The following is a 21426-nucleotide window of genomic DNA, read 5'->3' as shown; positions in this document are numbered from 1 at the left end:
CGTCGCTGAGTGAGCGGCGGTCAGGGCGGCGGAGCCGGGATATCGGCTCCGCCGCCTCGTCAGTGTTCGGCCCCCATCAGGGACGCGAAGGACGTCGGGTCGGCGTCGAAGCCGCGGATGGCCTCGCGGAACGACCAGGCGCCCGACTCGTCCCTGGTGAACTCGGCGACGGTCGCCGCCGTGCTGCCCGAGACGGGGGACAGGTCGCTCTCCGCCAGGGCCGTGTGGTCCTCGCGGATGCGGACGGCGGTGTTGGGGATGTCGCCGAGGACCTTGCCGCCGTCCTGCTGCTGTATGGCCACGCCCACCACGACGCGGACGTACCGGGCCGCGAGGCGGTCCAGTTCGAGCACCATGACCTCGTCGAAGCCGAAGCCCTGGCCCGTGCGGCTGTCGCGGTTGAGGTGGATCGTGCCGTCGGGCGAACGGCTGTCGAAGTGCACCAGGTACACGGGGGCTCCGTACGGAGCGTCCGCCTCATACGTCGCCGCGATGATGTCGAGGTCGTTGGGCGGCTCGCCCGCCGGGCTCGGGTCCCACTTGAGACCGACCTCGACCTTCTTGATCCCCTTGCTGACACTGCTCACGTGACCCGCCCCTCTTCGTGACCTGGACGCTGCCGACCGGCCAGGCTCTGACCCCGCACACGCTACGACGTGCGACTGACAACGTCGTAGCGCCGCTGGTCACAGGCGCGCAACTGGGCCGGACGGCGCGCGGTGAAGTGTGTCCGCCGGTGACGCGGCGGCCGAACGGGCCGTTCCTGTGAGCGAATTGGCGGACGTTTCTCGTGCGGGAGTTCGGCGTCGAACTGGATTCCGCCGACATTGCCGGGCTGATCAGGGTGCACTGCACCGGAGCGTGACCCCTGCCGCGCTCCGCGCCGTACGATGGCGCGGTGCTGGTCAAGTGGATTCGCTGCACTGTGGTGGACCGTCGTGGGTTCGAACGCGGGCAGCGGAAGTGGGCGGGGCTTTTGGGGGAGCCGGGATTCCGGGGGCAGGGCGGGGGGTGGAGCCGGGGGCGGCCTGGCATCGCGCACGTCTTCACCTTCTGGGAGAGCCGGGCCTTCTACGACTCCTTCATGGCCCGTTCCCATGACCGGCTCGCCGCCGCGCAGGGAGGCACGTACACGAACGCGCAGGCCAAGCTCTTCGACCACCGGTTCGACGTGAAGACCGGGTTCGAACCGCGTTTCACGGACGCCGACGTGGTGCGTGTCGCGCACTGCCGGATCCACGAGGCGCGGGTGGAGCACTTCGCCCTGATGCAGCAGAAGGTCTGGAACCCCGCGATGGCCGGCTCGCCGGGCATGCTGCGCGGGCTCTTCGGCGAGGCACCGGGCCATGAGTTCCTGGTGCTCTCCATGTGGCAGTCCGCCGCCGAGCGCGGGAAATACCGCGTCGAGCGGGTGGAGCGGCTCTCGCTGCGGGCCCAGACGGAGGCGGATGTCGCCGCGCTCGCGGGGGACGTCGTCGACCTCGAACCGTCGTGGACGGTGTGATCCCCGTCCGCGGGCCGGCCCCGCGGCCGTGCGGCGTGGAGTACGCCGGATGGAGTCCGGACGGCGACCCGGTTGAGCCGTCCGGCACCGGTCCGATCTAGGGTTTCCGCATGGCACGCCCGCGGCGCATCATCCTGGTCCGGCACGGCGAGTCGGCGGGGAACGCCGACGACACCGTGTACGAGCGCGAACCCGATCACGCGCTCGCCCTCACCGAGACGGGGTGGTCCCAGGCGGCAGACGCGGGAAAACGCCTCCATGAGGTGATCGGCCGGGAGCGGGTGAGCGTGTACGTCTCGCCGTACCGGCGTACGCACGAGACGCTCCAGGCGTTCCGGCTCGACCCCGATCTCATACGGGTGCGGGAGGAGCCCCGGCTGCGGGAGCAGGACTGGGGCAACTGGCAGGACCGGGACGACGTGCGCCTCCAGAAGGCGTACCGGGACGCGTACGGGCACTTCTTCTACCGCTTCGCGCAGGGCGAGTCGGGCGCGGACGTGTACGACAGGGTGGGGGCGTTCCTGGAGAGCCTCTACCGGAGCTTCGAGGCCCCGGACCATCCGCCGAACGTCCTCCTTGTCACGCACGGGCTCACCATGCGGCTGTTCTGCATGCGCTGGTTCCACTGGTCGGTGGCCGCGTTCGAGTCGCTGGCGAACCCCGGGAACGGCGACATGAGGATGCTGGTGCTCGGCGACGACGGCAAGTACGCACTTGACCGGCCGTTCGAGCGCTGGCGTGAGCCGGAGCCGTACGGCATCACCGGATAGAGTGGCTGAGCGATGACCGCTGACTCCTCCTTCGACCGGCGCATGGAGCGCGCTCTCGCCAGCCTGCGCGGACTGGCGGTGGGAGACGCGCTGGGTTCTCAGTTCTTCGTGCCCGCGCACTACCCGCTGCTCAAGAAGCGGCAGCTGCCGGACGCTCCGTGGCAGTGGACCGACGACACCGAGATGGCCTGCTCCGTGCTCGCCATCCTCATCGGGCACCGGCGGATCGACCAGGACGCGCTCGCCCTGTCGTTCGCCGAGCACCATGACTTCGACCGAGGCTACGGCCCGGCCGTCAACCGTCTGCTGCGGCTGGTCCGCGAGGGCGGGGACTGGCGGGAGCTGGCCTCCGCGCTCTTCAAGGGGCAGGGCTCCTGGGGGAACGGCGCCGCGATGCGGATCGCGCCCCTCGGCGCCTGGTACGCGGACGACCCCGAGCAGGCGACGCACCAGGCGGAGATCTCGGCCTACCCCACGCACCAGCACCGGGAGGCCGTGGTCGGCGCCATGGCGGTGGCCGCGGCGGCGGCGCTGGTTGCCGCGCCCTCCGGGCCGCCCACGCCGAAGGATCTCCTCGACGGAGTCATCGCGCTGGTGCCGCGCAGTGCCGTGGGGGCGGGGCTGCGCAGGGCGCGGGACATGCTCGACTACGGAGACGCGGCCACTGTCGCGGCGGTCCTGGGATGCGGGCGCCGTACGACGGCCCATGACACGGTGCCGTTCGCGCTCTGGTCGGCGGCCCGTGGTCTCGGGGCGTACGAGCGGGCCATCTGGGACACCGCTCAGGTCGGCGGCGACATGGACACGACCTGCGCCATCGTTGGCGGAGTGGTTGCTTCCGGCGAGGGCGGGGCGCCGCCGGGGGAGTGGCTGGAGCGCACGGAGGAACTGCCCGGCTGGCTTCCCGCGGGCGCGCGAGGCCGCTCTTAGCTCTCCCGAAGCCGTCCAGGGGGGCTGCGGCCTCATGACTGCGGTTACGGCTCGGCCTCGCGGCTGCGGGCACGGCTGGGTCTCACACGGCTGAGGGCACGGGCTGCGGTCTCACATGGCTGCGGGCAGGGCCGCTGTCACGGTCATGACACAGGGGGGTGCGGGCCGGGGGCGTACGACGGTCGCGCGGTTACTGTGGTCCGCGCCGCCCGTTGATCTTGCCGGCGCGCACTGAACGAGATGCCGGTCCCCGGCAGCCCCGCGGCCCTCTGCACCGCCGCGTGCCGCGCCGGGCGCGCCGGCCGGGAGGGGGTCCCGTGTCCGACACACCAGCCGAAGGCTCCGGCGAACCAGCAGCCGACTCCGGCGCGCCAACGGCCGACTCCGGCGCACCAGCCGAAGGCTCCGGCACATCAGCCGCGGGCTCCGGCGCATCAGCCGGGGGCTCCGGCACGCCGGCCGAAGGCTCCGGCGCATCAGCCGCGGGCTCCGGCACGCCGGCCGCAGGCGACAGACCGCCGGCCGCGGGCGAGAGACCGCCGGGTGGTGATCCGCCGCCGAGTGGCGGTACGGCACCCGGCGGCGGCAAGAGGACGGCCGCCTGGGAGCACCCCGGGGCCGACGACGCCCCCCTGCTCGCCGATCTGCGGGCCGAGCCGCCTCGGCCCGTGCGGACGGCCACGCTCTGCTCCGTGCTCGCCACCGGCGTACTGGCCATGCTGCTCCTGGGGGACGGTCTGGCGCTGAACCTGCTGATCGTCGCCCTTCCGGCCACACTGGCCGCCTACTACGCCGCTCGGCCGACCGGGCGCAGGCCACGCGCGTGGTCGCTGACATGGGCGGTCGGCGGGCTCGCCCTGCTGATCGTGCCCGCCCTGCGTGACGCGGGATGGCCGTCGTTCCTCGCGGTGGTCTCCTCGGTCGCGCTCGGCTCGTTCGCGCTGCACGGCTGCCGGACCTGGCTCGGCGTGCTCTTGAGCCCCCTGGGCCTGTTCGACGGCATCGTGAAGGGCCTCGGCTGGGGATGGCGCGGGGCGCGCGGGCAGTTGGGCGGCGCACGGGGCGCCGGGCCCGCGCTGCGGGCGGTCGCGGTCACCGCCGCGCTGCTCGTCGTCTTCGGCGCGCTGTTCGCCGGGGCGGACGCCGCCTTCGCCGGACTGCTGGGCGACCTGACGCCCGACGTCTCCGTGGCCGAGGGCCCGTGGCGCGTCCTGCTGCTGGCCGTCGGGGTGGCCGGCGCGCTCGCCGCGGCGCACACGGCGGCCTCCCCCATCCGCTGGGACCGGCTCGTGGTGCACCCGGGGCGGCCCAGGAGCCGGGTGGAGTGGGCGCTGCCGCTCATCGTGCTCAATGCCCTGTTCGCGGCGTTCAACGCCGTCCAGCTCGCGGTCCTCTTCGGCGGTCACGACGCCGTCCTCGACAAGACCGGACTCTCGCACTCCGATTACGCGCGGCAAGGCTTCTGGCAGCTCCTGCTCGCCACGGTCCTCACGCTCGTCGTCATCGTGTTCGCGCTGCGCTGGGCCCCGCGCGGTGGTGCCAAGGACCGCGTGCTGGTGCGCTCGGTGCTCGGCGCGCTCTGCGCGCTGACGCTCGTCGTGGTGGCGTCGGCGGTGCGCAGGATGGACATGTACGTGGAGGCGTACGGCCTGACCAGGCTGCGGATATCGGTCGTCGCCGTGGAGCTGTGGCTCGGCGTGATCATCCTGCTCATCATGGCCGCCGGGGTCTGGGGCGCCCGATGGCTGCCGCGCGCCGTGGCCGCGAGCGCGGCCGCCGGGGTGCTGGCCTTCGGGCTGCTCTCGCCGGACGCGCTGATCGCGGAGCGCAACGTGCAGCGGTACGAGAAGACCGGCAAGTTCGACCTCGACTACGCGCGGCAGCTCTCGGCGGACGCGGTGCCCGCGCTGGACGGGCTGCCCGAGCCGCGGCGCTCCTGCGCCATCGAGGACATCGCCGACGGCCTCGGGGCCGAGCGCCCGCCCTGGTACGCCTTGAGCCTGGGCGAGGCCCGGGCCCGGGCGATCATCGAGGACCGGCCGCCCACGCCGGACCCCGTCGTCTGCGGCCGAACGCGGACCGACCCGCCGTCCACTCCGTACAGCTCGGTCCCCTGACGCGGACGGTGCCGGGCCGCCAGGGTGGCGTGGCGGCCCAGCACCTCCGGGAGCGACCCGGCACCTCCAGGAGAGGTGCGGTCAGCCGCCCACGGGCCCCGCCGCGCTCGCGGTACCGGAGAGCGCGTCCAGGTCGCTCTTGCGTACGCGGATCACCAGTACCGCGGTGGCCAGGGCGAGCAGGGCCATCGCGACCGCCGGTATGAAGGCCGTCGAGATGCCCTCGGAGAGCACCTCGTGGCTCCAGGGAGCGGGCAGTTCGTGCGTCTTCGCGAACTCGGCCTTCTGCTCCGGGGACGCGTGGGCCATGAAGTCCGCCACCTGGTCCTCGGCCTCGTTCCGGTTGGCCGTGCCGAACACCGTGGTGAGGATGGAGAGGCCGAGCGAGCCACCGACCTGCTGGGTGACGTTGAGCAGCCCGGACGCCGCGCCCGCCTCGTGGGGGGCGACTCCGGAGACCGCGGTCAGTGTCAGGGTCACGAAGTTCAGGCCCATGCCGAACCCGAAGAGCAGCATCGGGCCGAGCACTCCGCCCGCGTACGAACTGTCGGGGCTGATCAGGGTCTGCCAGCCCAGTCCGACGGCGACGATGGCCGAACCCGTCACCATGAACGGCTTGGGGCCGAGCACCGGGAGGAACTTCTGCGACAGACCGGCACCGAGCGCGATCACGGCCGTGACGGGCAGGAAGGCGAGGCCCGCCTCGATCGGGGTGTAGTCCAGGACGTTCTGCACGAAGAGCACGATGAAGAAGAACATCCCGAACATCGCCGCGGCGAGGCTGAGCATGATCACGTACGAGCCGGAGCGGTTGCGGTCGGCGAACATGCGGAGCGGGGTGATCGGCTCCTTGGCGCGGCTCTCGATGAACGCGAACGCCGCGAGGAGGACGACCGCCGCCACGAACGACGCCACGGTGAGCCCGTCGCGCCAGCCCTCCTCGGCGGACCTGATGAAGCCGTAGACGAGCGAGGCCATGCCGAGCGTCGAGGTGAGCGCGCCCGGCAGGTCGAAGCGGCCGGGGTGACGCTCGGACTCGTTGATGTAGAGCGGGGTGAGGACGGCGATCAGGATGCCGATGGGCACGTTCACGAACAGCACCCAGCGCCAGTCGAGCCACTCGGTGAGCATGCCGCCCGCGAGGAGCCCTATCGCGCCGCCACCGGCGGATACGGCGGCGAAGACGCCGAACGCGCGGTTCCGCTCCGGTCCTTCGGGGAAGGTCGTCGTGATGAGGGCCAGCGAGGTCGGCGAGGCTATCGCGCCGCCGACGCCCTGCAGGGCCCGCGCGGCGAGCAGTTGCCAGGGCTCCTGCGCGAAGCCGCCGAGCAGCGAGGCGGCCGTGAACAGAAGGATGCCGGCCATGAAGACGCGGCGGCGTCCCAGGATGTCCCCGGCTCGACCGCCGAGCAGGAGGAGGCCGCCGAACGTGAGGGTGTACGCGCTGACGACCCATGTCAGGTCGGTCGTCGAGAAGTTGAGGGCCCCCTGGATGTGGGGCAACGCGATGTTCACAATCGTCGCGTCCAGGACCACCATGAGCTGGCAGGCCGCGATGATGGTGAGCGCGAGGCCGGGATGTCCCTCCCGGCGAGCTTTGTCCGGCTTGTGGTCGCGCGTCAGTTGAGAGGTTGGCACCATGATCCCCCGCAAGTGCTTTAGTGAACGGTCCCGTTCACTGTCCCGAACGAAGGTAGTGACTCTCCTACAGTGAACGCAAGCGTTCACTGACCCCAATCACGGTCGCTCGCAGGCTCGTTGGCCGATGGAAAGAAGACACATGGTTACTTCGCGCTGGACCGCCGTCCCCGCTCGGACGGCTTCCCCACGGCGCCGGGGACCTGTCCTGGAGCAGGCGATCCTGGAGGCCGCCCTGGAGCAGCTCAGTACGGTCGGCTGGGGCGGTCTGACGATGGAGGGCGTGGCCGCGGCCGCGCAGACGGGCAAGGCGGCGGTCTACCGCCGCTGGCCGTCGAAGGAGGACCTGGTGGTGCACGCCCTGCGGGCCGGCCTGCCGCGCCTCGACAGCGTGCCCGAGCTCGGAAGCGTCCGGGACGATCTTCTTGAGCTGTGCGGGCGGATGCGGGAGGCGATGTATTCACGCCCCGGATTCGCGCTGCGTGCGGTGCTTCACGAATGCGACACGACAACGGCCGAACGCTTCCATGACGTGATCTTCGAGGGCGTCGTGAATCCGGGCGTTCAGTTGATCAAGGAAGTCATACGGCGTGGAATTGAGCGCGGAGAGGTCCGTTCCGGCGCTACGGGCGCCTATGTCTGCGACGTCATTCCCGCCATGCTGATGTACCGCTCCAAGGTGTGCGGGAGCGAATGGACGGACGAGGAGTTCGAGGCGTTCATCGACCAGGTGATGGTGCCGCTGCTGCGCCGCTGAGCCGCGCCGGGACGGTTTCTCGCAGGCACTCCGCGGGCTTACGGGGAGCCGGGTGTCACCGGCGGCCCCGGGCGGCGTAGGCTTGCTAGCGCCATGCCGTACGAAGCACCCACCCACACCGTCGAGCGCTCCCTGCGCGCCACCACCGGAGCGAAGATCGTCGCCGGTGTCGACGAAGTCGGGCGCGGTGCGTGGGCAGGACCGGTCACCGTCTGCGCGGCGGTCACGGGCCTGCGCAGGCCTCCCGAGGGCCTCACCGACTCCAAGCTGATCAGCCCCAAGCGGCGCACCGCGCTCGCCCAGGAGCTGGAGGGCTGGGTCACCTCGCACGCCCTCGGTCACGCCTCGCACGAGGAGATCGACGAGATGGGCATGACGGCGGCGCTTCGGCTCGCCGCGGTGCGCGCTCTCGAGGGGCTGCCGGTCCGTCCGGACGCGATCATCCTCGACGGCAAGCACGACTACCTCGGAACTCCCTGGCGGGTCCGTACGGTGATCAAGGGGGACCAGTCCTGCGTGGCCGTCGCCGCGGCTTCGGTGATCGCCAAGGTCCGGCGCGACAAAATGATGGCCGAACTGGGCATCGACCATGCAGACTTCGGTTTCGCGGCCAATGCCGGCTATCCGTCGCCGGTGCACAAGGCCGCGCTGGCGGAGCGGGGCCCCACCCCGTACCACCGGCTTACGTGGGCGTATCTTGATGCGCTGCCCCAGTGGCGGCACCTCAAGAAGGCCCGCAGCTGGGCGGACGGAAATGTTCCGGAAATCGAGGGCCAGCTCGGCTTTGAGTTCTGACCCTTTACCGGCGCTTCCGGCCGCACTTTTGTGCCACCCGCCGACGCGATTCGCGTCGGCGTTTGATAGACAACACTTCATGCCTCTCCTGCCCGAGGAGCCTCAGATTCCCGAGAGTGCCCAGGGTCCCAGCGCCACGCCGGCCAGCGGCCGCACAGCGCCGACCCCCCGCCCCGTACCCGGTCCGCGTCCCGCGGCACCGCCGCGCCCCGGCCGTCCGGGCCCTGCCCGGCCGATGCCGTCGGCGCAGCGCGCGCCGCACGCCGCGGCCGCCAAGCCGGGACCCGCGGCCCCGGCCGCCCCGGCTCCGGCCGCACCCGCACCCGCCCCCGCCACGAGCAGCGCGGCCCCGGTGGCCGCCGCGGCTCCCGCCGACGGTGCCACCGCTTCGGCCCCGCAGATCCAGCTCATCCCGGCCTCGGCCGAGGGCGCGCTGGACGCGGCCGAAGAGGCGGTCGACCTGCTCCTGGACGCCGGTCGGGCGCCCGGGGACGTCCTGGTGATCACCACCGGCGACCCGCACCCGTGGGCCACGCACGAGCTGTCCTTCGGCGAGGCCGCCTACTGGGCCCAGCACGACGCGGGCGACGACGTCTTCTACGCGGACGCCGCCGCCCTCGACCGTGCCGCGGCCCGGCCCGTGGTCGTCGTCGCCGTCAACGGCGGCGAGGAGAGCGCGCTCGCCGCGCTCCCCGAGGCCGTCACCCGGGCAGGCGTCCTGCTGATCGTGTGCGGGGACCCGCAGCGGATCAACTCGACGCTGGGCGCGGGCGTCTGACGCTCACGCCCGGCCGCCGCGGTCCGCTGCGGAGTCCGCGCTGACCGGTACGTGACCACGTGCCGTTCGGCGCGGCCTTGCCGTGTCCGCACACCGGCCGTCGGCCCCCGCGGCCACCGCGTACGAACGCTGTCGTACGTGGCGTGGCCTCAGCGTGCCGCCGTCCGGCGGAGCATCTCCGACGCCGCGCCTCCGGTGCGGTTCGCCGGAGGATCGGCTCCGGTCAGGGGCTCGGGGCGCGAACCGGCGCTGGGTCGGCGGCCGCCGCGTCCCTCGCCGAACACCTGCCAGCCGTCGCGGGTCAGGGTGATGTAGGCCCCGCAGCGCAGTCCGTGCAGTGTGCAGGCGTCCCGTAGGCCCCACATCCAGGCACCGTCCTCCGGGGTCCAACGCGCGTCGCCGTCACGGCAGTAGAGCAGCACGGCCGTGCGCACCGGGGTGCGGCGCCGCAGGTCGTGCGGGATGACCCGGCGCAACTGCGACAGCAGTGCGTTGCGGAAGACCCAGCCGTCGGTCGCCGTCGCGCGCCGGGTGAACGAGGCGCTCGCACAGAGCCGTTCGTCGGCGTCGAGCACGGCCACGACCGCCGTCGCGGGGCCGGGCCGGTGCCGGAAGTGCAGGCCGTTCACGACCTCGCGCGGATTGCGCAGCAGCGGGATGCCCGCGGCGGCCCACTCCTCCGGTTCGAGCATGCGGGCCAGCCGGTGCGCGGAGTCGACGGGCATCTCGGCCGCGGTGGAGGGCAGCCAGGCGCCCGGGAGCTCGGACGCCTCACGCGCCTTCTTGGCCCCGGGCGTCTCATCGGCCCTGTGCGTCTCCTCGAACGAGGCGAATCCGAAGGTCACGGTCCTCCCTTCGGCTGCGCCCGCACGGAGGGCGGGATGGGTCTGCGGGAGCGCGCCACGACATGGCTTCCGCGGGTCGCGGACCGCGCGGGGGAGCGGTTCCAATTCTTCCCGCCGCACCGGCTCGCGGCAATGAACAATTGGGGCCGCACGCCGGTATCGGACGATGCGTCGTGTATATCCTTCCCCACTTCACGGCCCTCGACGCTCACCGCGGTTGTGTACAGAGCCGTGTTCAGAGGCCCGCCGCCCCCGTACGGACGGCCCGTGATCACCGAGGTCCGGGCGGGCGGCGGCGGTGAAGTGGCCGATTGTCAGTGGCATCGGGTTGCATGGGGGCATGGACGATCTGGAGCTCCGCGCCGAAGCCGATGCAATCCTCGCCGATCTCGTCGGCGACCCGAGCGGTGCGGCGCGGCTGCGCGAGGACCAGTGGCAGGCCGTGACCGCCCTGGTGAAGGAGCGCAGACGCGCCCTGGTGGTGCAGCGCACCGGCTGGGGCAAGTCGGCGGTGTACTTCGTCGCGACCGCCCTGCTGCGCCGCCGCGGCGCGGGCCCCACGGTGATCATCTCGCCGCTGCTCGCGCTCATGCGCAACCAGGTGGAATCGGCGGCGCGGGCCGGAATCCAGGCCAGGACCATCAACTCCGCCAACCCCGAGGAGTGGGGGACCATCTACGGAGAGGTCGAGCGCGGCGAGACCGACGTCCTCCTGGTCAGCCCCGAGCGGCTCAACTCGGTGGACTTCCGCGAGCAGGTGCTCCCCGAGCTCGCGGCCACGACCGGTCTGCTCGTGGTCGACGAGGCGCACTGCATCTCCGACTGGGGCCATGACTTCCGCCCCGACTACCGCCGGCTGCGCGCGATGCTCGCCGAGCTGTCGGAGGGCGTCCCGGTGCTCGCCACCACCGCGACGGCGAACGCACGGGTGACCGCGGACGTGGCCGAGCAGCTCGGCACGGGCGCGGGCGAGGCCCTGGTGCTGCGCGGCACGCTGGAGAGGGAGAGCCTGCGCCTCGGCGTGGTCCGGCTGCCGGACGCCGCGCACCGCCTGGGCTGGCTGGCCGAGCACCTGTCGGAGCTGAAGGGTTCCGGGATCATCTACGCGCTCACGGTGGCCGCGGCCGAGGAGGCCACCGCCTTCCTGCGGCAGCGCGGCTTCGACGTGGCCTCCTACACGGGGCGCACGGAGAACGCCGACCGGCTCCAGGCCGAGACCGACCTCCAGGAGAACCGCGTCAAGGCGCTGGTCGCGACGTCGGCGCTCGGCATGGGCTTCGACAAGCCGGACCTGGGCTTCGTGGTCCACCTCGGTTCGCCGTCCTCGCCGATCGCGTACTACCAGCAGGTCGGGCGCGCGGGCCGCGGCGTCGAGCACGCCGACGTACTGCTCCTGCCCGGCAAGGAGGACGAGGCCATCTGGCGCTACTTCGCCGATACGGCCTTCCCGCCCGAGACGCAGGTGCGGCAGACCCTCGCGGCCCTCGCGGACGCGGGCAGACCGCTGTCCGTACCGGCCCTGGAGGCGTCGGTGGACCTCAGGCGCACCCGCCTGGAGACCATGCTGAAGGTTCTCGACGTCGACGGCGCGGTCAAGCGGGTCAAGGGCGGCTGGACGGCCACGGGCGCCGACTGGATGTACGACGCCGAGCGCTATGCCTGGGTGGCGAAGCAGCGGGCGGCCGAGCAGCAGGCCATGCGGGACTACGTGAGCACGACCGAGTGCCGCATGGAGTTCCTGCGCCGGCAGCTCGACGACGAGGGGGCGGTTCCCTGCGGCCGCTGCGACAACTGCGCGGGCCCGTGGGCGGATTCGGCCGTGTCGGCCGAGACGCTGACGGGGGCGGCCAAGGAGCTGGACCGCCCTGGCGTGGAGGTCGAGCCGCGCCGCATGTGGCCGACGGGCATGCCCGCCCTCGGCGTCGATCTCAAGGGGCGCATCCCGGCGAAGGAGCAGTGCTCCACCGGACGTGCCATCGGACGGCTCTCGGACATCGGCTGGGGCAACCGCCTGCGGCCGCTGCTCGCGGAGAACGCGTCTGACGGCCCTGTCCCTGACGACGTCCTGCGCGCGGCGGTGGACGTCCTCGCCGACTGGGCGCGCTCCGGCGGGGGATGGGCCTCGGGGGCCGATGACGCTCCGGCGCGGCCGGTGGGCGTCGTCGCCGTGCCGTCGATGTCCCGGCCGCAACTGGTCGGTTCGCTCGCCCAGGGCATCGCGTCCGTCGGCCGCCTGCCCTTCCTGGGCACGCTGACGTACACCGGGGCACAGGGCGCGCACGCGGCCCGCCGCAGCAATTCCGCCCAGCGTCTCAGAGCCCTGTCCGGTGCCTTCGCCGTCTCCGACGAGCTCGCCGATGCCCTGGCCGCCGCTCCGGGGCCCGTGCTGCTCGTGGACGACAGCACGGACTCCGGCTGGACCCTGGCGGTCGCCGCCCGCCTGCTGCGCAGAGCGGGCGCCGGCCAGGTCCTTCCGCTGGTGCTCGCGGCGGCGGGGTGAGCCGGGCCGCGGGCACGGTGTCGGAGGCGGAGGCTCAGGGGCGGCTGGTGAGGTAGCCGCCCATGGAGGTGAAGTACTCCGTGGCGGGCAGCTCCCGGCCGTCCTCGGTCCGTACGCGCGTGATGGCCAGGCCGTGGTTGCGGCCGGTGCGGGCGTCGGCTCCGGCGACGACCACCACGCCGTCGCCCTCGCGGTAGAAGATGCGGCCGGGCGTACCGCCGTAGCGGCCTTCGGAGACCACCGCGGTGACGATTTCGAGCCGCTTGCCCTTGTGGAAGGCGTAGGCGCTGGGGTACGGCGCGGACTGGGCGCGGACCAGGCGCTCCAGGTCCTCGGCCGGCCAGGTCCAGTCGACGCGGATGTCCTCGGCGGAGCGCTTGTGGAAGAAGCTGGCCTGGGAGCGGTCCTGCTTGGTGAACTCCGTCCGCCCGGACGCGATGAGGTCGAGCGCGCCGATGGTGACGGGGGCGATCAGGTCGACCGTCTTGTGGAAGAGGTCGGTCGCGGTGTCCGTCGGACCGACCGGGACGGCTTCCTGCCGGACGATGTCACCGGCGTCCAGCTCGTCGTCCATCATGTGCGCGGTCACGCCCACTTCGGACTCACCGTTGATCATCGCCCAGATGATCGGGGAGAAGCCCGCGTACTTCGGCAGCAGCGAGTCGTGGACGTTCAGGGTGCCGTGGCGCGGCAGGCCGAAGATCCGCGGGGGAATCCACGTACGCCAGTTGTTGGCCACGATGATGTCCGGGTCGGCCTCCTTGAGGCGCGCGAACAGCTCCTCGTCGTCGGGCCGGTTGCGGATCAGCACCGGGACACCGTGCTCCTCGGCGAGGTCGGCGACGGAGTCGCTCCAGATCTTCTCGTACGCGTGCTCGCTCTTGGGATGCGTCACGACAAGGACCACGTCGTGCTCGGACTCCAGCAGGGCTTGCAGGGTGCGGTGGCCCCAGGTCTGGTAACCGAACATGACGACCCGCATGGGGGTTCCTCCTCTGGGCAGGGGTTTGGCCAGTAATAAGTTAAGCAAGGCTCACCTTAGTTTGCAACAAGCGCGCGCGAAGCCGCAGTTGACCGGGGCCCGCTCGCGGTCGCTCGCCTTGCCTATCGACAGGGTGATGCGATTAGCTTAGGCTCACCTAAGTTTGGTGGCGCCACTCCGTCGGCGTGCCCGCTCCACGTACCTTCCCCACGCCTGACAGGCGGCTTCCCCGCACGATTGGGAGAGACATGTCACAGGTTCTTCCTGACGACGCACCACTGGTCCACGACCTCATCGGAATCGGTTTCGGACCGTCCAATGTGGCCATGGCGATCGCGCTCAACGAGCACAACGCAGGCGTCGGCAGGCAGGAGGCGGTCACCGCTCACTTCTTCGAGCAGCAGCCGCGCTTCGGCTGGCACCGCGGCATGCTCATCGACGACGCGACCATGCAGGTGTCCTTCCTGAAGGACCTGGTGACGCAGCGGAACCCCACGAGCGAGTTCAGCTTCCTCTGCTACCTGAAGGCCAAGGGGCGGCTGACCGACTTCATCAACCACAAGAACCTCTTCCCGCTGCGCGTGGAGTTCCACGACTACCTCGAGTGGGCCGCGGCCAAGGTCGACGACATGGTCTCCTACGGCCACGAGGTCGTCGGCGTCACGCCGCACGTCCGCGACGGAGCCGTCGAGTTCCTCGACGTGACGGTCCGGTCGGCGGAGGGCCTCGCGGTCCACCGCGCCCGCAACCTGGTCATCGGCACCGGCCTGCGTCCCCTCGTGCCGGAGGGTGTCGAGCGCGGCGACCGCGTCTGGCACAACTCCGAACTGCTCATGAAGGTCGACGAGATCGAGGGCACGAACCCCACGCGGTTCGTCGTCGTGGGCGCCGGGCAGAGCGCCGCGGAGAACGTGGCCTACCTGCACCGCCGCTTCCCCGAGGCCGAGATCTGCGCCGTCTTCTCGCGCTACGGCTACAGCCCCGCCGACGACAGCAGCTTCGCCAACCGGATCTTCGACCCGGGGGCGGTCGACGAGTACTACGCCGCTCCGGAGGGCGTGAAGAGCCGGCTGATGGACTACCACGGGAACACCAACTACTCCGTGGTGGACATCGACCTGATCGACGACCTGTACCGGCAGATGTACCAGGAGAAGGTCCTCGGCACCGAGCGGCTGCGCTTCCTCAACGTCTCCCGGCTCTCCGAGGTCAAGGAGGCGCAGGACACGGTCCGCGCCACCGTGACGTCCCTCGTCACGGGCGAGGAGACCCACCTCGACGCCGACGTCGTGGTGTGCGCCACCGGCTACAGCCCCGCCGACCCGCTCGGCCTGCTCGGCGACGTCGCCGACCGCTGCCTGCGCGACGAGGCGGGCCGCGTCCGCGTCGAGCGCGACTACCGCGTGACGACCGACCCCGAACTGGCCTGCGGCATCTACCTCCAGGGCGGCACCGAGCACACCCACGGCATCACCTCGTCCCTGCTGTCCAACATCGCGATCCGGGTCGGCGAGATACTGGACTCGGTGCTCGACCGGCGTGCCGCGCCCGCCTCCGACGGGGCCACGGCGGTCGCCGACGGCACCGGCAGCACCACCCGATAACGTACGTCGTCATGAGCACGACTGCGGTGAAGCGCCCCGCGGCCACGGCCGGGGGCACAACGGGAGGCCGACGGCGGCGGCTTGCGGGGCTCGGCGCGCTCGCCGTGCTCCTCGTCGTCGCGGCGGCGGTGTCGCTGGCCGTCGGCGCGCGAGCGCTGACCCCCGGTGAGGTGTGGCACGGGCTCTTCGCCGAGCCGGACACCGACCGGCGGCTCACCGAGATCAGGCTCATCGTGGAGACCGTCCGCGTGCCCCGGACGGTGCTGGCGATCGTGGCGGGCATCGCCCTCGGGGTCGGCGGAGCCCTGATCCAGGGCTACACGCGCAACCCCATCGCGGACACCGGACTGCTCGGCGTGAACGCGGGGGCGTCGTTCGCCGTCGTCTTCGTGACCGCGGTGTTCGGGTTCTCCAACCCCTTCCAGTACGTCTGGTTCGCCTTCCTGGGGGCGGCGGTCGCCGGGGTCGTCGTGTTCGGCCTCGCGAGCATCGGCCGCGGGGCGGGGAACCCGCTGACGCTCGCGCTGGCCGGGCAGGGCATCACCGTGTTCCTCGCGGCGATGACCACCGCGGTCGCGCTCTCCGACCAGAAGTCGCTCAACGCGCTGCGGTTCTGGAACGCGGGCTCCGTGACCGGCGTGACGTTCGACGTCATCTGGCCGGTGACCGGCTTCATCTTCGCGGGGCTCGTCCTCGCCCTCACCACGCTGCCCGCCCTCAACCTGCTCAACCTGGGCGAGGACGTGGCGCGCGGACTCGGCGTGAACATCGCGCTGAGCCGGACCGTCGGCATCGTCGCCATCACCCTGCTCGCGGGAGCGGCCACCGCGGCGTGCGGCCCCATCGCCTTCGTCGGCCTCATGGTCGCCCACGTGGCCCGGTACCTGACGGGCCCCGACTACCGCTGGCTCGTGCCGTACGCGGGTCTGCTCGGCGCCGTCGTCCTGCTGGTCTGCGACATCGTGGGGCGCCTGGTGGTGCGCCCCGGCGAGCTCGACGCCGGAGTCGTCGTCGCCCTCCTGGGCGCCCCGTTCTTCGCGGCCCTGGTCTGGCGCGGAAAGTTCAAGAGCGCATGAACGAGACACGGGAACGCGTGAACGAGACGGACGTGAGTACGGGTATGGGCGGTACGGGCGTGAAGTCATCGGTGACGCCGGGCGTGCGGTTCGGCCCGGTGTCGTTCGTCTGGCGGCCCTACGTCCTCCTCGTCACGCTGCTCCTCGCGGCGGCGACCTTCCTGGTGTTCTGCCTCTCCATCAGCATCGGCGACTTCCCCATCGGTCTCTCCCGGGTGATGGCCACGATCGTCGGCAGGGGCGAGCAGGTCGACGAGTTCGTGGTCATGGACCTGCGGATGCCGCGGGCCATGGCCGGGCTCGTCGTGGGCGTCGCGCTCGGTGTCTCCGGGGCGCTCACCCAGTCCATCGCCCGCAACCCCCTGGCCAGCCCGGACATTCTGGGCGTCACCGGCGGCGCGAGCGCGGTCGCCGTCTGCCTCGTGACGGTGTCGGGCGGGGCCACCGCGGCGGTCGTCAGCTCCGTGGGGCTCTCCGCGGCGGCGCTCGCGGGCGGCCTCGGCACGGGCCTGCTGGTCTACTTCATGGCCTGGCGGCGCGGGATCGACGGATTCCGGCTCATCCTCATCGGCATCTCGGTGAGCGCCGTGATGCAGGCGATCACGACCTGGCTCCTCGTCATGGCCGACATCCGCGACGTGGCCCGCGCGCAGGCCTGGCTGGTCGGCTCGCTGGACAACCGGTCCTGGGACGAGGTGTGGGTGGCGCTGTGGTGCTCGCTCGCTCTCCTGGCGATCGTGACGGCCGTCGCGTTCCAGTTCAAGCCCCTGCACCTGGGCGACGACGTCGCCGCCGGCCTCGGCGTACGGTACTCACGGGTGCGGGCGGTCCTGCTGCTCTGCGCCGTTCTCCTCGCCGCCGTCGCGGTGAGCGCGGCCGGCCCCGTGCCCTTCGTCGCGCTGGTCGCGCCGCAGGTGGCGATGCGTCTGGCGCGCTGCCCCACCCCGCCGTTGGCGGCTTCGGGCCTGGTCGGGGCGCTGCTCCTGATCGGCGCCGACCTGACCGCCCGTACGGCGCTGCCGATCACGCTGCCGGTCGGCGTGGTGACCGCCGCGATCGGCGGGCCGTTCCTCGTCTACCTGTTGGTGCGGGCGAACCTCAGAAGATAATGGCAAGGTTAGCCATACCTAATACAGCCATACCTAATACAGGGGGGCTCGTGGCCGCTCAGTACATCACCGAGGCCGAAACCGGGGTCGCTTCCCGGGCCGAAGCCGGGACCGACTCCGAAGCCGGGGCCGGCCCCGGGCCCGCCGTCGATTCCGGGCCCGCCGTCGACGCCGTGGCCGCCGACGTCCCACGGCTCGCCGCCAGAGGCGTCACGGTCGGATACGGCGGCCGTGACGTCATCGACGGCCTCGACGTGACGATCCCGCCCGGAGTGATCACCACGATCATCGGCCCCAACGGCTGCGGCAAATCGACCCTGTTGCGCACCCTGACGCGGCTGCTCAAACCGACCGCGGGCACGGTCGTCCTGGACGGCGAGGACATCGCCCGGCTCAAGACCAGGACCGTCGCGAAGAAGCTCGGGCTGCTGCCGCAGGCCCCGGTCGCGCCGGAGGGGCTCACGGTGGCCGACCTGGTCGCCAGGGGCCGCCACCCGCACCAGAGCTGGCTGCGGCAGTGGTCCTCGGACGACGCGGACGTCGTGGCGAAGGCCCTGGCCATGACCGGGGTCGCCGACCTCGCGGACCGCCCCGTCGACTCGCTCTCCGGCGGTCAGCGACAGCGCGTCTGGATCTCGATGACCCTGGCCCAGGGCACCGATCTGCTGCTCCTCGACGAGCCGACGACCTATCTGGACCTGGCGCACGCCATCGACGTGCTCGACCTGGTGGACGACCTGCACGAGTCGGGCCGCACGGTGGTCATGGTGCTGCACGACCTCAACCTCGCCACGCGCTACAGCGACAACCTCGTCGTGATGCGCGAGGGGGCGATCCTGGCGCAGGGGCACCCGCGCGACGTCATCACCGCGGAGCTGCTCGAAGAGGCCTTCGGGCTGCGCGCCAGGGTGGTCGACGACCCGGTGGGCGACCGCCCGCTCATCGTGCCGATCGGCCGTACACACGTACAACTCGACTGAGCCGCCACGTCACCGCGACGGTTCACCACGGACAACTCGACCGGCCCGCCCCCGGAATGAGAGAGTAAGGCTAGGCTAACCTCATCACCTCGGGTTAAGGTTGGCTGCCCTTACTCGGGGCGTAGCGGACAGCGCGAAAGCAAGGGATTCCGGATGCTCCTCCATCGAACGACGCTCACGAAGCCGTGGCGGCGACTGGCGGCGACCGTGACCGCCGCGACCCTCGGCGTCGGTCTCCTCGCCGGGTGCGGCTCCGACTCGGGGGACAAGGAGGGTGACAAGGCGCCGGCCGCCGCCTCGGGCGGCTCGTTCCCCGTCAGCGTGGAGCACGCGTTCGGAACCACGAAGGTCACCGAGGCGCCGAAGCGGGTCGTCACCGTGGGCTACACGGACGACCAGGCCGTCCTCGCGCTCGGCACCAAGCCGGTCGGCATGGTCGACCAGTACCCGAACCCCGCGGGCAAGTCCCCCGACATCAACACCCAGTGGCCCTGGGTGAAGGACAAGTGGGGCGACACCAAGCCCGAGGTCGTCATGGCGAACGGTGACTCCGGTCCCAACTACGAGAAGATCGCCGCCCTGCGGCCCGATCTGATCGTCGCGGTCTACTCCGAGATCGACAAGGCGGGCTACGACAAGCTCTCCAAGATCGCTCCGACGGTCGGCCGCACCAAGGGCGAGAAGGAGCTGTTCAGCGCCCCCTGGCAGGACAACGTGGTGCACATCGCCAAGGCGCTCGGCCAGGAGGACAAGGGCAAGGACCTCGTCCAGGGCGTCGAGGACAAGCTCGCCGCGGCCAAGAAGGCGCACCCGAAGTTCGCGGACCAGACCGCCGTGGCGCTGTCCTGGTACAAGGACTCCGTGAACCCCTTCACCTCCACCGACGTGCGCGGACGGCTCCTGACGGGCATGGGCTTCAAGTACCAGACGAAGATCGACAAGATCGCCGGCGGCAAGTTCTCCACCGAACTCTCGCCCGAGCGCATCGATCTGGTCGACGTCGACCGCGTCATCGTCATCAACGACGCCGCGGACACGAAGGCGATCAAGAAGGACAAGCTCTTCGCCAACCTCGACGCCGTCAAGAAGGGCAAGGTCTCCTACCTGCTCGACAGTGAGGGCCCGGCGGTCGGCGCGGCCATGTCCCAGGGCACCGCGCTCTCCCTGCCGTACGCCATCGACGAGCTCGTGAAGTCGGTCGACTGAGTGTGAGCATCACGGACACGCGCGTCGCCCCGGCGACCCTGCGCACGGCGGGCGGACGCGAGGCGAGCCGCTGGGTCGGGACGCACTGCCGCCGGATGCCGTGGCTGACCGCGGCCACCGTGCTCACCACGGTGGCCGGGGCGGCGCTCCAAGTGCTCCCCGTACTGCTGCTCGGCCGGGTGGTCGACGCGGTGGTCGAGGGCGAGTCGCGCTCGGTCCTGGTCACGATCGCGGTCCTGCTCGGCTCCGCCGCGCTGCTCGGCGCGGCGGCCACCGCCGTGTCGACGTACCTGATCGGACGGCTCGGCGCCGACCTGCTCGCGCGGCTGCGGGAAGGCGCCGTCCGCGCGGTGCTCGGGATGCCGAGCGCGCGGATAGAGCAGGTCGGCCGGGGGGATGTCCTCTCCCGGGTCGGCGACGACGTGGCCGTCCTGTCCAAGGGCATCCGTACGGCCATCCCCACGGTGTTCTCCGCGGGGGTGCTCGTCGTCATCGCCACGTTCGGCATGTTCGGCCTGGACTGGCGGCTCGGCCTCGCGGGCGCCGCCGCGCTGCCCGCGTACGGTTTCGCCCTGCGCTGGTACCTGCCCCGCTCCGCCCCGCTCTACCGCAAGCAGCGGGTGGCCCAGGCCGACCGGGCGCAGGCGCTGATCAGCGGTCTGGACGGGATCGACACGGTACGGGCGTACCGCCTGGAGGGCGCCTTCCGCGAGAAGGTCACCCAGGAGTCGTGGCGGGTGCGGGACCTCGGTGTCGACGTGTTCCGGTTCTTCGGACGGTTCGTCGGCAGGGAGAACCGGGCCGAGTTCATCGGCCTCGTCCTCATCCTCGTAGTGGGATATGCCCTGTTGGAGGCCGACGCGGCCACCCTGGGCGAGGTGTCGGCGGCGCCGCTGATGTTCCACCGGCTCTTCACGCCGCTGGGCGCCATCATGTTCACCTTCGACGAGGCGCAGAAGTCGGGCGCCAGCCTGACCCGGCTCGTCGGCGTGCTGGGGGAGTCCGCGGAGGACCGGCTCGTGGGCGACGCGTCCGTGGAGCCGGCGAAGGCCCTGGCGTACCCGGTGACGGTCGAGGGGCTGACGTTCAGCTATCCGGACACCGACGAGCCGGTCCTCAAGGACGTCGGCCTGACGATCCCGGCAGGCGGTTCGCTCGCCCTGGTGGGCGCGACGGGGGCCGGGAAGTCGACCCTTGCCGCGCTGATCGCGGGCATCGGCACCCCGCAGGCCGGTTCCGTGCGCATCGGGTCGCAGGACCTGGCGGAGCTGGACGAGGCCGCGGCGCGGGCTTTGGTGAGCATCCTGACGCAGGAGACGCACGTGTTCTCCGGGCCGCTCGCGGACGACCTGCGCCTGGCCGCGCCGGACGCGGCCGACGCCGAACTGATGGACGCGTTGCGCACCGTCGGCGCCGGGGACTGGGTCGAGGCGCTGCCCGAGGGGCTGAACACCATGGTCGGCGAGGGCGGTGAACGCCTGGACGTCACCAAGGTCGCCCAGATCGCCCTGGCCAGGCTGGTGCTCGGCCGGGCGCCGGTGGTGGTGCTCGACGAGTCGACCGCGGAGGCGGGCAGCGAGGGCGCCGCGGAGCTGGAACGTGCGGTGCTCGCAGCGTGCGTGGGGCGCACCACGCTGTTCGTGGCCCACCGGCTGACGCAGGCGATGGCCGCGGACCGGATCGCCGTCCTCGACGCGGGCCGCGTGGTGGAGCAGGGCACGCACGACGACCTCGTGGCCCTGGGCGGCCGTTACGCCCGGCTGTGGCGGGCCTGGCGTGAGGGCAGCTAGCCCCGGCCGGGCAGTGTGGTCGAACGCGCCCTCACCAGGGGTGTT

18 protein-coding genes are annotated in these 21426 nt (G+C 71.7%); 14 read left to right on the top strand and 4 right to left on the bottom strand.

The window, feature by feature from the left end:
- Positions 1–59: 59 nt before the first annotated feature.
- A complete protein-coding gene (locus ACZ6JY_RS09155; protein ID WP_469193793.1) occupies positions 60–587 on the bottom strand; it encodes a TerD family protein in 528 nt (175 codons plus the stop codon).
- Positions 588–898: 311 nt separating this feature from the next.
- On the opposite strand from ACZ6JY_RS09155, the gene ACZ6JY_RS09150 reads away from it, so the two are divergent.
- The 4 genes from ACZ6JY_RS09150 (at position 899) to ACZ6JY_RS09135 (ending at position 5321) form a co-directional block, all read left to right on the top strand.
- A complete protein-coding gene (locus tag ACZ6JY_RS09150) occupies positions 899–1504 on the top strand; it encodes a YdbC family protein (protein WP_469193791.1) in 606 nt (201 codons plus the stop codon).
- A 110-nt stretch (positions 1505–1614) separates the two neighbouring features.
- Positions 1615–2274: a histidine phosphatase family protein gene (locus ACZ6JY_RS09145; protein WP_469193789.1), complete on the top strand. Its 660-nt coding sequence runs from the start codon at positions 1615–1617 to the stop codon at positions 2272–2274.
- Positions 2275–2286: 12 nt separating this feature from the next.
- Positions 2287–3204: an ADP-ribosylglycohydrolase family protein gene (locus tag ACZ6JY_RS09140; RefSeq protein WP_469193787.1), complete on the top strand. Its 918-nt coding sequence runs from the start codon at positions 2287–2289 to the stop codon at positions 3202–3204.
- A gap of 317 nt (positions 3205–3521) precedes the next feature.
- Positions 3522–5321 carry a DUF4153 domain-containing protein gene (locus ACZ6JY_RS09135; RefSeq protein ID WP_469193785.1) on the top strand — a complete coding sequence of 600 codons (1800 nt, stop codon included), beginning with the start codon at positions 3522–3524 and terminating at the stop codon, positions 5319–5321.
- A gap of 81 nt (positions 5322–5402) precedes the next feature.
- On the opposite strand, the gene ACZ6JY_RS09130 is transcribed toward ACZ6JY_RS09135, so the two are convergent.
- Positions 5403–6959 (bottom strand): MFS transporter, encoded by a 1557-nt coding sequence (locus ACZ6JY_RS09130; RefSeq protein WP_469193929.1) that lies wholly within the window; start codon positions 6957–6959, stop codon positions 5403–5405.
- A 142-nt stretch (positions 6960–7101) separates the two neighbouring features.
- On the opposite strand from ACZ6JY_RS09130, the gene ACZ6JY_RS09125 reads away from it, so the two are divergent.
- The 3 genes from ACZ6JY_RS09125 to ACZ6JY_RS09115 all read left to right on the top strand — a co-directional run bounded on the left by ACZ6JY_RS09125 (position 7102) and on the right by ACZ6JY_RS09115 (position 9289).
- A complete protein-coding gene (locus ACZ6JY_RS09125) occupies positions 7102–7716 on the top strand; it encodes a TetR/AcrR family transcriptional regulator (protein WP_469193783.1) in 615 nt (204 codons plus the stop codon).
- Between the two features lie 93 nt (positions 7717–7809).
- A complete protein-coding gene (locus tag ACZ6JY_RS09120; protein WP_469193781.1) occupies positions 7810–8511 on the top strand; it encodes a ribonuclease HII in 702 nt (233 codons plus the stop codon).
- Positions 8512–8590: 79 nt separating this feature from the next.
- Entirely contained in the window at positions 8591–9289 is a 699-nt protein-coding gene (locus ACZ6JY_RS09115; protein ID WP_469193779.1) for a hypothetical protein, read from the top strand.
- Positions 9290–9438: 149 nt separating this feature from the next.
- On the opposite strand, the gene ACZ6JY_RS09110 is transcribed toward ACZ6JY_RS09115, so the two are convergent.
- Positions 9439–10014 (bottom strand): hypothetical protein, encoded by a 576-nt coding sequence (locus ACZ6JY_RS09110; RefSeq protein WP_469193927.1) that lies wholly within the window; start codon positions 10012–10014, stop codon positions 9439–9441.
- Positions 10015–10474: 460 nt separating this feature from the next.
- Here ACZ6JY_RS09110 and ACZ6JY_RS09105 point away from each other — a divergent pair, with 460 nt between their 5' ends.
- A complete protein-coding gene (locus tag ACZ6JY_RS09105; protein ID WP_469193777.1) occupies positions 10475–12634 on the top strand; it encodes a RecQ family ATP-dependent DNA helicase in 2160 nt (719 codons plus the stop codon).
- A 34-nt stretch (positions 12635–12668) separates the two neighbouring features.
- Here the strand turns inward: ACZ6JY_RS09105 and ACZ6JY_RS09100 are convergent, their stop codons facing one another.
- Positions 12669–13616, bottom strand: coding sequence for a methionyl-tRNA formyltransferase (locus ACZ6JY_RS09100; RefSeq protein WP_469193775.1), 948 nt, complete (start codon positions 13614–13616; stop codon positions 12669–12671).
- A 248-nt stretch (positions 13617–13864) separates the two neighbouring features.
- Here ACZ6JY_RS09100 and ACZ6JY_RS09095 point away from each other — a divergent pair, with 248 nt between their 5' ends.
- The 6 genes from ACZ6JY_RS09095 (at position 13865) to ACZ6JY_RS09070 (ending at position 21381) form a co-directional block, all read left to right on the top strand.
- The gene (locus ACZ6JY_RS09095) at positions 13865–15220 is read left to right on the top strand and encodes a lysine N(6)-hydroxylase/L-ornithine N(5)-oxygenase family protein (protein WP_469193773.1); all 1356 of its coding nucleotides are present in this window, start codon (positions 13865–13867) and stop codon (positions 15218–15220) included.
- Positions 15221–15231: 11 nt separating this feature from the next.
- A complete protein-coding gene (locus ACZ6JY_RS09090) occupies positions 15232–16296 on the top strand; it encodes a FecCD family ABC transporter permease (protein ID WP_469193771.1) in 1065 nt (354 codons plus the stop codon).
- 44 nt (positions 16297–16340) lie between these two features.
- Positions 16341–17405, top strand: a complete 1065-nt coding sequence (locus ACZ6JY_RS09085) for a FecCD family ABC transporter permease (protein WP_469193925.1) — start codon at positions 16341–16343, stop codon at positions 17403–17405.
- A gap of 50 nt (positions 17406–17455) precedes the next feature.
- Positions 17456–18385 (top strand): ABC transporter ATP-binding protein, encoded by a 930-nt coding sequence (locus ACZ6JY_RS09080; RefSeq protein WP_469193769.1) that lies wholly within the window; start codon positions 17456–17458, stop codon positions 18383–18385.
- A gap of 153 nt (positions 18386–18538) precedes the next feature.
- The gene (locus ACZ6JY_RS09075; RefSeq protein WP_469193767.1) at positions 18539–19591 is read left to right on the top strand and encodes an iron-siderophore ABC transporter substrate-binding protein; all 1053 of its coding nucleotides are present in this window, start codon (positions 18539–18541) and stop codon (positions 19589–19591) included.
- A 2-nt stretch (positions 19592–19593) separates the two neighbouring features.
- A complete protein-coding gene (locus ACZ6JY_RS09070; RefSeq protein WP_469193765.1) occupies positions 19594–21381 on the top strand; it encodes an ABC transporter ATP-binding protein in 1788 nt (595 codons plus the stop codon).
- Positions 21382–21426: the final 45 nt, after the last annotated feature.

Source organism: Streptomyces sp. NPDC046335 (assembly GCF_055587985.1).
This window is presented reverse-complemented; position numbering and strand designations above follow the sequence as displayed.

Excerpts from the sequence above, each read along its gene's own strand:
- ACZ6JY_RS09145 (WP_469193789.1), top strand. The coding sequence starts at position 1,615 with ATGGCACGCCCGCGGCGCATCATCCTGGTCCGGCACGGCGAGTCGGCG.
- ACZ6JY_RS09140 (WP_469193787.1), top strand. The coding sequence starts at position 2,287 with ATGACCGCTGACTCCTCCTTCGACCGGCGCATGGAGCGCGCTCTCGCC.
- ACZ6JY_RS09125 (WP_469193783.1), top strand. The coding sequence starts at position 7,102 with ATGGTTACTTCGCGCTGGACCGCCGTCCCCGCTCGGACGGCTTCCCCA.
- ACZ6JY_RS09120 (WP_469193781.1), top strand. The coding sequence starts at position 7,810 with ATGCCGTACGAAGCACCCACCCACACCGTCGAGCGCTCCCTGCGCGCC.
- ACZ6JY_RS09115 (WP_469193779.1), top strand. The coding sequence starts at position 8,591 with ATGCCTCTCCTGCCCGAGGAGCCTCAGATTCCCGAGAGTGCCCAGGGT.
- ACZ6JY_RS09110 (WP_469193927.1), bottom strand. The coding sequence starts at position 10,014 with ATGCCCGTCGACTCCGCGCACCGGCTGGCCCGCATGCTCGAACCGGAG.
- ACZ6JY_RS09105 (WP_469193777.1), top strand. The coding sequence starts at position 10,475 with ATGGACGATCTGGAGCTCCGCGCCGAAGCCGATGCAATCCTCGCCGAT.
- ACZ6JY_RS09100 (WP_469193775.1), bottom strand. The coding sequence starts at position 13,616 with ATGCGGGTCGTCATGTTCGGTTACCAGACCTGGGGCCACCGCACCCTG.
- ACZ6JY_RS09095 (WP_469193773.1), top strand. The coding sequence starts at position 13,865 with ATGTCACAGGTTCTTCCTGACGACGCACCACTGGTCCACGACCTCATC.
- ACZ6JY_RS09090 (WP_469193771.1), top strand. The coding sequence starts at position 15,232 with ATGAGCACGACTGCGGTGAAGCGCCCCGCGGCCACGGCCGGGGGCACA.
- ACZ6JY_RS09085 (WP_469193925.1), top strand. The coding sequence starts at position 16,341 with ATGGGCGGTACGGGCGTGAAGTCATCGGTGACGCCGGGCGTGCGGTTC.
- ACZ6JY_RS09075 (WP_469193767.1), top strand. The coding sequence starts at position 18,539 with ATGCTCCTCCATCGAACGACGCTCACGAAGCCGTGGCGGCGACTGGCG.